Origin of the sequence: Streptomyces sp. MUSC 14 (genome assembly GCF_001866675.1) — a bacterium.
GTDB lineage: Bacteria > Actinomycetota > Actinomycetes > Streptomycetales > Streptomycetaceae > Streptomyces.
In genome coordinates this window covers 22,176-29,137 of sequence record NZ_MLYN01000068.1, presented here as the reverse complement: position 1 = coordinate 29,137, position 6,962 = coordinate 22,176, and the positions used below count along the sequence as shown (strand labels likewise).

The following is a 6,962-nucleotide window of genomic DNA, read 5'->3' as shown; positions in this document are numbered from 1 at the left end:
CGTGGCGAGGGCGGCCGTGGCGAGGGCGGCGAGGGCGGCGGCTGGGACGACTGATCGGACGGCGGCAGCACAGATGAGGCCCCGGCCCGCCGCAATCGGGCCGGGGACCCCGATCCCCACCATTGTCCGACAATCCGCACGCCGTACACGCACCACCGGGTCCGGGCACCAGGCGTCACACCCTGGTGCCCGGACTCGCGCCCACCCTCCCGTACCCCGGCTCACCTGGGCGTTTCCACGCCGGTCGGCCTCACGCCGGCCCATCCGGCCGCCCCCTCGCCACCCGATTCCCGCCCGGCGTTTCCCCTGCCCCCGAACGAGTGAGACCAGGTACGGACCGGCGCAGCCGGCTCGTCCGTCCGGGTGGTCAGTCCAGCCCGTGGTCGCGGGCGTAGCGGATGGCCGCGACGCGGTCGCGCGAGGCGGTCTTGGTGAAGATCCGGTTGATGTGGGTCTTCACGGTGTTGCCGCTGAGGAAGAGCGTGTCGGCGATCTCGGTGTTGGTCATGCCCCGCGCCATCAGCGTGAGGATCTCCGCCTCCCGGCGTGTGAGTCCGTGCGGCAGCTCCCGCTCGGCGGCGTCCGGCCGCGCGGGCGGGCCGGGGTGGTGCGCGGCCGCGGCGAGCAGCGTGGCGTGCACCTTGGGGTCGAGGACGGAGAGCCCCGCGACGGCACTGTGCAGGGTGCGGGCGATGTGCAGGCGGTCCGCGTCCTTGGTGAGGTAGGCGCGGGCCCCGGCCCTGAGCGTCTCCAGCACGGAGGTGTCGTCGGCGTAGGTGGTCAGCACGACGACGGCGACTTCGGGGTGCTCGGCGGTGAGCCGGCGGGTGGTCTCGGTGCCGTCGAGCACCGGCATGTGCAGATCGAGCAGGATCGCGTCCGGGTGGTGCTCGGCGACCCGGTCGAGCGCCTGACGGCCGTCGGACGCGGAAGCGACGATGTCGATGTCCGGCAGCAGGCCGAGCATGAGGACCAGCCCCTCGCGGACGGTTGCCTGGTCGTCGGCGACGACCACCCGCAGCGGCCGCTCGGCGGGGGTGCTCATCGCGGCACCTCGGCGCGCACGCGCCACCGTCCGTCGCGCACTCCCGCGTCGAGGGTCCCGCCGAGCAGCAGGAGGCGCTCGCGCATGCCGGTGAGGCCGTAGCCGCCGTCGACGGTGGCGAACTCCGGCCGGTCGCCGGTGCGCCCGGGGTCCGGCCGGGCGAGGGGGTTGTCGACGGTGAGACTCACGTGATCGTCCTGGTAGGTCAGGGTGACCTCCACGGGTTGCGCGGGGGCGTGTTTGGCGGCGTTGGTCAGGGCTTCCTGCGCGGTGCGGAAGAGGGGCAGTGCCTGGTCCGGGGAGAGCGGCGTGGGCTCGCCCCGGACGCTCAGCCGTACCGCGCCGCCGTGCCGCTGCCGGTGGATGTCCGCGGCGGTGGCCAGTTCCTCGTCGAGCGGTGCGATGTCGGCGCGCAGGGCGTGCACCGCGCGGCGGGTCTCGGTGAGCCCGTCGGCGGTCAGCCGCCTGGCCTCCGCGAGTACGGTGACGGCCCGGTCGATGTCCTGATGGTCCGTCAACAGAGCGCCGGCGGCCTGGATCTGGATGCTCAGCGCGCCGAGCGAATGGGCCAGGACGTCATGGATCTCGCGGGCGATCCGGGTGCGTTCGTCCAGGACGGCGACCCGGCGCTGCTCGGCGCGGAGCAGTTCGGTCTGGGCGAGCAGGGCGGCCGACTGCTCGGCGCGCACCCGGTAGGCGCGCCGGTTGTGACTGGCGATCAGCACCATCACCACCAGCATCGGATAGCCCAGTGCGAGCCCGTCGCTCGCCCGGGCGACCAGGACCCCGGTCTCGATGGCCACCACCGTGCACCCCGCCACCGCCCAGCCCACCGGAAGACGCGACTCGGTGCCCAGGTCCATGATGAGCATCAGCGAGATCGCCACGAGTGCTCCGGTGTGCGCGAAGGCGCCGGCGTAACCGCAGACGACGGCGGCGACGGCGAAGAGGCCCTGCATCCGCGGCATCTGCCCGGCGGGGCGCTCGCCGAAGGCGTCGGTGAGCCCCCACAGCAGCATGGCCAGGCCACCGATCGCGTACGCGGCCACGGCCCGGGCCGTCACCCCGGGCCCGGGGCCCGTGAACGCCACCACGCCGACGAACACGTACGCGCCGCTCCGCAAAAGCCATGACACCGTACGCAGCACATGCGCAGGATACCGATGCGACGGCCGTACGGCGGTTTCCCGGCAGTTCGCCTCCTGACGGACCGCGCGGCGCGCTCCCTGACCGGTCATCGCCGGCTCCGGCGGCGGGCCCGGTCGCGGTGCCGGTCCCGGTCGTGCGGGACACCTCGCTCCGACCGGGTGCAGGAGCGCGTCGTACCCGTGTGCGCGGGCCGGTGCGCACCGTCGGTGGCGGGCGGTGCACCGGGGTCCCGGCACTGACGGACCGCGCGGCACGGCCCAGGACCGGTCATCGCCGGCTCCGGCGGCGGGCCCGGTCGCGGTGCCGGTCCCGGTCCTGCGGGACACCTCGCTCCGACCGGGTGCAGGAGCGCGTCGTACCCGTGTGCGCGGGCCGGTGCGCACCGTCGGTGGCGGGCGGTGCACCGGCGTCCCGGCACTGACGGACCGCGCGGCGCGCTCCCTGACCGGTCATCGCCGGCTCCGGCGGCGGGCCCGGTCGCGGTGCCGGTCCCGGTCGTGCGGGACACCTCGCTCCGACCGGGTGCAGGAGCGCGTCGTACGCGAGTGCGCGGGCCGGTGCGCACCGTCGGTGGCGGGCGGTGCACCGGCGTCCCGGCCGAACCGGTCCGCCAGGACGGCGTGCACGTCGACGGAGCGGCCGTCCTTCTCCGGAGCGAACGGCACGCCGGAGGCGAGGGCACGCGGCGTGACGACGGCGGCCTGGCCGAGCCGGTTGACCCCCAGCAGGAGCAGGATCGGCGCCGAGGAGCCCGCCACGTGGGCGTGGAGCGCCGTGGCGACGAAGGTCATCACGACCCGTGAGACCACCAGCGCGAGCCACAGCCACAGCCCCCGCACCGGCATACGCGCCCACAACACGCCGTCGCGCGGCCGCAGTTGGATCAGTGCCCCCTGGACGGCCCCGATGCCGGCCGCGATCACCGCGCTGATCACGAGGCAGGCGAGATCGGTCGTCGTCAGGTGGCGGCCGCCCCTGCCGAGGCTGGTGAAACCGATGAGGGCCAGGATCGCGGGCAGCAGGATCAGCCGCTTGGCGCGCAGTGGTTCACCGCTCAGCTGACGCACGATGACGAAGATCACGACACCGATCGCGGCCAGTACGTGCAGGACGTTCACCGCAGAACTCCCCTCGGGGCGCCGGCCGGACCGGATGTCCGCCGGCTCGCGCCGACGCTATGCGGGCCCGCACGGCACCGCGTCACCCCTGGCGGTGACCCGCGGGGTGACTCCGGCGCCCGCCACCGGTACCACCGCACGGCACCGAGGATCACCCCGGGCGTCACCCCCTGCTACGGCGCGCACGACCGCCCCGGACACGAGCCTGGGCGGACCGGCCGCACGCCCCGGCCAGGCCGTCCACCGAGAGAGGCTCGTGCTCCCATGTCCACCCTCACCCAAGCCATGATCATCAACGGTGCGGTCCTGATCGCCGTCCTGGAGGCGGACCTCGGCCCCCACCGCAGGATCGGCAGGCTGCGTATCCTGCGGCCGGCGCTGACGGCCGGCGCGATCGTCCCGCTCTTCGTCAAGAGCCCGGCCACGCACGGCTTCGGCCTGGCGCTCGAAGTCACCGCCGCCCTCGCGGGGTTGCTCGTCGGCCTGCTGGCGATGGCCTTCACCACCGTCTACCGCAGCCCCGCCACCGGCGGGCCGGTCAGCCGGGCGGGCCTCGCCTACGCGGCGCTGTGGACCGTGGTGGCCGGTGCGCGGGCCGCCTTCTCCTACGGCTCCGCGCACTGGTTCGCCCCACAGCTGGGCCGCTGGATGACCGAGCACCAGGTGACCGCCGACGCCCTCACCGACGCGCTGCTGTTCATGGCCGTCGCGATGACGCTCACCCGCACCCTCGGCCTCGCCGCACGAGCGATGACGGCCGGCCGCCGGACGCTGGGCGCCGCGGCCGAGTAGCGTCCCGCAGCCCGCATCGCGCACCCGGGGCCGGTCCCTCACTCGTCCCGCCCGGTGAGTTCGATCTCGGCCCAGATGGTCTTCCCGCCCGCGTGGTGGCGGGTACCCCACCGTTGGGCGAGCTGGGCGACGAGCAGCAGACCGCGGCCGCCCTCGTCGTAGGTGCGGGCTCGGCGCAGATGCGGGGCGGTGCCGCTGCCGTCGGAGACCTCGCAGATCAGCGCGGTCCGGCGGATCAGCCGCAGCCGGATGGGCGGTTGGCCGTGGCGGATGGCGTTCGTGACGAGTTCGCTCACCACCAGTTCGGCGGTGAACGCCGCATCGCGCAGGCGGCAGGCGTCCAGCCGGGCCGGCACCTGTGCGCGGGCGTGGGCCACCGCCTCCGGATCGCAGGGCAGGTCCCAGGTGGCGACCCGGTCGGTGTCGAGCGCCCGGGTCCGCGCGACGAGCAGGGCGACGTCGTCCTCCGGCCGCGCGGGCAGCGGGACCGTGCCCGCGGTGGACGGCCTCGGCTCGACTCCGCGGGCTGCGCGGAGCGGCACAGGGAGTCGAGCAGGTCGACGGCGACGAAGTCGGCGAGCCGGCCCACCGTCACGTCGGCCATTTCCTGGGCCGTGCGCATCACGTCCAGGGTGTGCCCACTCGCGCGCTGACGTCGTTCAGCAGCGCGAGCCGCTCCCGGGCCAGATGCTGCTCGGTGACGTCGAGGGCGGACACCTCCGGGTGCCGTACCTGCCCCGCCGGAGTGGTGGGCGGGTACGCGGTGACGGACCAGACCTTCTCGGGTCCGTCCGGCCGGGTTCTGCCCCGGACATGGAACTGCTCCGCCGCGCCCGTCGCGAGCACGCGGCCCATGCCGTCCTCGACCCGGTGGCAGAGGTGGGGCGGCAGGATGTCGGTGACGCGCCGGCCGCGCATCCGCTCCTCGCTCAGTCCGAGTTCCCGTACGGCACCGGCGCTCGCCCGTACGGCCCGCAGCTCGGAGTCGTACAGCAGCACGGGCAGCCGGCACCGGGCGAACACCTCGTCGGCCGTCACCAGGTCCGGCGGGGACTGCTCCGGGGGCGTCACCACGAGGAGCCGCTGGGCGCGGCCGGTGCGGTCGGCCGACGGACAGGCCCGCACGCTCGCGTGCACCGGCCGGCCGTCCCGGTGCCGGAGCAGGGCCGTCGTACGTACCGGGCCTGTTCAGGGCCGCGAGGCCGTCGCCGCGGCCCGCCTCGGAGGCGATCAGGCGGGTGAGGGGGGTCCGACGGCCGCGGCGCGGGAGTAGCCGAGCAGACGCTCGGCGCCCGCGCTCCATCCCGTCGCGACCCCCCGGTCGTCGACGACCGCCGTGGCCGGGTCCGCCGGACCGGGCGGTGCGTCACGGCTCCCGCCGAGGGGGGGGCATCGCACATGCCGGTCACCGCCCGTTCTGCCCGCTCGGACCCCGTGGCCCCGGGCACCGCCGAGGAGGCCGGGCGGGCCCTGCGGCGCCCGTGACGGCCCCTCCCGCCCCGTCGGCCTCCTGGCCTCACCTCTACCGTTCCCATCGTTCTCCCCTCGCCCGTGCGCGTCTCGCCGGGGATCCCCGAAGGTCAGGGAGCCTCGCCCGGCGCGACAGCGCGAGGGCCGACGGCCGGCGGGCACCATGCGAAGAGCTGGATGGTCACGTCGTCCCGCAGCTGGTTGCGCTGGTAGTCGAGGACGGCGTGGATGAGCAGCCGCAGCACCTCGGCCGGGTGCTGGCCCGCGGCGCTGGAGCGGATGATGAAGTCGGTGAACCGGTCGAGGCCGAACTCCGCGCCGTCCGCGTCGCGCGCCTCCACGACCCCGTCGGTGTAGAGCAGGACGCAGTCGCCCGGTTCCAGCACCGTCTCGTGGACCTGCCGGACGGCCGGGGCGAGCGGGCCGGCCAGGCCGATCGGCGGCTGCGGCGGACTGTCCAGCACCCCGGCGAGCACCCGCTCGCCGCGGATCAGCAGCGGCGAGGGGTGCCCGCAGTTGACCCAGCGCAGCACACCTGTCTCGGCGTCGAGCCGGCACAGCACGCCGGTGCAGAAGTGGTCGGGCAGCCAGCGGGCGAGCGCCTGGTCCACGGCGCCGACGACGTCGGCGAGGTCGCCGCCGCCCCGGCGGGCGTTCCGCGCCGCCGCCATGGCGACCGAGGTGCTCAGGCCGGCGGTCAGATCGTGCCCCATGGAGTCGAGGATCATGGTGTGCAGCACGTTCTTGACCACCGAGTGGTCGAAGGCGTCGCCGGCGATGTCGTACGCCGGTTCCAGGACCGCGGTCGACACGCACCTGCGGCTGCCCACGGTGTGAGGGGGCAGAAAGGCCCGCAGCATCTCGGCGGGCAGCCCCATCGACACGGTCCGGGTGCGGGCTGCGAGCCAGTCGCTGTAGGCGCGCTTGGAGGTGATCAGCATCGCGAACAGATGGGACAGCATCCGGCAGCGGCCCATCCGAACCCGGTCGGGCGAGGCGGCCCGCACCGCCAGTACGCCCAGCCGCTCCGCGCCGTCGACCAGGGGCATCCAGACGGTCATGCCGTCGTCGCCGTTGACGACCCGGGGGGAGACCGTGCGGTAGGCCCAGCCGGCCGGCGAGTGGTCCACCGGCAACGGCCGCAAGGCCTCGTCCAGGGGGACGAGCAGTCGTTGTTGCAGGTCGACGAGGTAGATCAGCGCGATGTCCAGGCCGAGCGCCAAGGCACACCGGTGAGCCAGGGCCGGCAGTTCGAAGGGCAGGGCCGACTGCGCCTCGATGATCAGCTTCTCCAGCAGATCCTCGTCGACGGCGGTGCCGGGCCCGGAGAACGCGTGCGGCGGATCCGACACGGTCATCACCCCTTCCGCGCCCAGTCTCACACCGCT

Annotated in this window: 6 protein-coding genes and 1 pseudogene; 1 reads left to right on the top strand and 6 read right to left on the bottom strand. The window is 74.6% G+C overall.

Going from position 1 to position 6,962, the window contains the following annotated elements:
• Positions 1–367: 367 nt before the first annotated feature.
• The 3 genes from BIV25_RS37585 to BIV25_RS37575 form a co-directional block, all read right to left on the bottom strand.
• Positions 368–1,045: a response regulator transcription factor gene (locus BIV25_RS37585; protein WP_071377027.1), complete on the bottom strand. Its 678-nt coding sequence runs from the start codon at positions 1,043–1,045 to the stop codon at positions 368–370.
• Complete coding sequence (locus tag BIV25_RS37580; protein WP_177235547.1) at positions 1,042–2,181, bottom strand: sensor histidine kinase; 1,140 nt, start codon at positions 2,179–2,181, stop codon at positions 1,042–1,044. The genes BIV25_RS37585 and BIV25_RS37580 overlap by 4 nt, the downstream gene beginning before the upstream one ends.
• A gap of 462 nt (positions 2,182–2,643) precedes the next feature.
• Positions 2,644–3,312 (bottom strand): hypothetical protein, encoded by a 669-nt coding sequence (locus BIV25_RS37575; RefSeq protein ID WP_071377025.1) that lies wholly within the window; start codon positions 3,310–3,312, stop codon positions 2,644–2,646.
• A 264-nt stretch (positions 3,313–3,576) separates the two neighbouring features.
• On the opposite strand from BIV25_RS37575, the gene BIV25_RS37570 reads away from it, so the two are divergent.
• Complete coding sequence (locus tag BIV25_RS37570; RefSeq protein WP_071377024.1) at positions 3,577–4,104, top strand: hypothetical protein; 528 nt, start codon at positions 3,577–3,579, stop codon at positions 4,102–4,104.
• A gap of 38 nt (positions 4,105–4,142) precedes the next feature.
• Here the strand turns inward: BIV25_RS37570 and BIV25_RS37565 are convergent.
• From BIV25_RS37565 to BIV25_RS37555, 3 genes and pseudogenes are all read right to left on the bottom strand, one after another.
• Positions 4,143–4,586: pseudogene (locus BIV25_RS37565) on the bottom strand (ATP-binding protein); the annotation flags it as partial.
• Between the two features lie 139 nt (positions 4,587–4,725).
• On the bottom strand, positions 4,726–5,241 hold the full coding sequence (locus BIV25_RS37560) for a PAS domain-containing protein (protein WP_071377022.1): 516 nt from the start codon (positions 5,239–5,241) through the stop codon (positions 4,726–4,728).
• 443 nt (positions 5,242–5,684) lie between these two features.
• Complete coding sequence (locus tag BIV25_RS37555; protein ID WP_071377021.1) at positions 5,685–6,932, bottom strand: PP2C family protein-serine/threonine phosphatase; 1,248 nt, start codon at positions 6,930–6,932, stop codon at positions 5,685–5,687.
• Positions 6,933–6,962: the final 30 nt, after the last annotated feature.